Genomic DNA, 836 nt, shown 5'->3' with positions numbered 1-836 from the left:
ATCATGACGGCCAATGAAGATCTGCTGCCTTGGGAAGTGCTCAAGGGCAAGTTGACGGAGTTGCTGTCTGCGATTGAGCGGGATGATTATTCGCGGGTCCGCCAACTGCTGCGCGACACCGTCAGTGGCTATGCCCCGGACGGCGAGATCGTCGACTGGATCTACCAGCAACGCCGCCTCGAGCCCTGATTGTTACACACCCTGTAACCGATACATTTTTGACAGGCTCACAGCATGACCTAGGTTTGGGAGGCAGCTTCGGAAAAGCTGCTTCTTTCCTATCGATGTCATGGAGCGTCACTTATGCGTACAGGCTATTTCTACTCTCTGGTTTTTGCCCTGCTGACCAGCGCCTCTATTGCCGCTATCGCTGCACCAGCGACAAACACGGAAGCTGTAAGCGCGCCATTGGCAGTACAGGTCGCACCGTCCGGGGAGGCTGCAAAAGTCGATCTCAATACGGCGGATGCAACGACACTGCAGCGGGAACTCGCTGGAGTAGGTGAGGCCAAGGCCAAGGCGATTGTTGCATATCGTGAGAGTAATGGACCGTTTGCATCGGTGGATGAGTTGTTGGAGGTCAAGGGCATCGGCAAGGCGATTCTGGACAAGAATCGCGACAAGCTTGAGGTGAACTGATTCGTAGATGCTAGTGCCAGAGGCCGGTCATTGACCGGCCTTTTTCATTGGGTGCGCCAGGCATGGCGCGTTGCGCGCAAGCGCAACCAGTTTGGCTGTGGTGGCCACGCTGGTGACTTGGAGGTGAAAGTCCTCTACACACCCGGCAAGGGGAAGTGTTAGCCAGAGGCAAGGGTGTTGCGGGCGACTGCGAATCT

2 protein-coding genes are annotated in these 836 nt (G+C 56.3%); both read left to right on the top strand.

The window, feature by feature from the left end; all coding sequences use genetic code 11:
* A partial coding sequence (locus tag AC1DHT_RS29195; RefSeq protein WP_442114854.1) for a hypothetical protein occupies positions 1 to 189 on the top strand: 189 nt, incomplete at its 5' end.
* A gap of 114 nt (positions 190 to 303) precedes the next feature.
* The gene (locus AC1DHT_RS29190) at positions 304 to 639 is read left to right on the top strand and encodes a ComEA family DNA-binding protein (protein ID WP_216742670.1); all 336 of its coding nucleotides are present in this window, start codon (positions 304 to 306) and stop codon (positions 637 to 639) included.
* Positions 640 to 836: the final 197 nt, after the last annotated feature.

This window comes from Pseudomonas sp. 05N432 (assembly GCF_056396945.1).
The sequence above is the reverse complement of the archived record's forward strand: the minus strand, read 5'-3'. Positions and strand labels throughout refer to the sequence as shown.

Coding starts and splice junctions, on each gene's coding strand:
- AC1DHT_RS29190 (WP_216742670.1), top strand. CDS start 304: ATGCGTACAGGCTATTTCTACTCTCTGGTTTTTGCCCTGCTGACCAGC.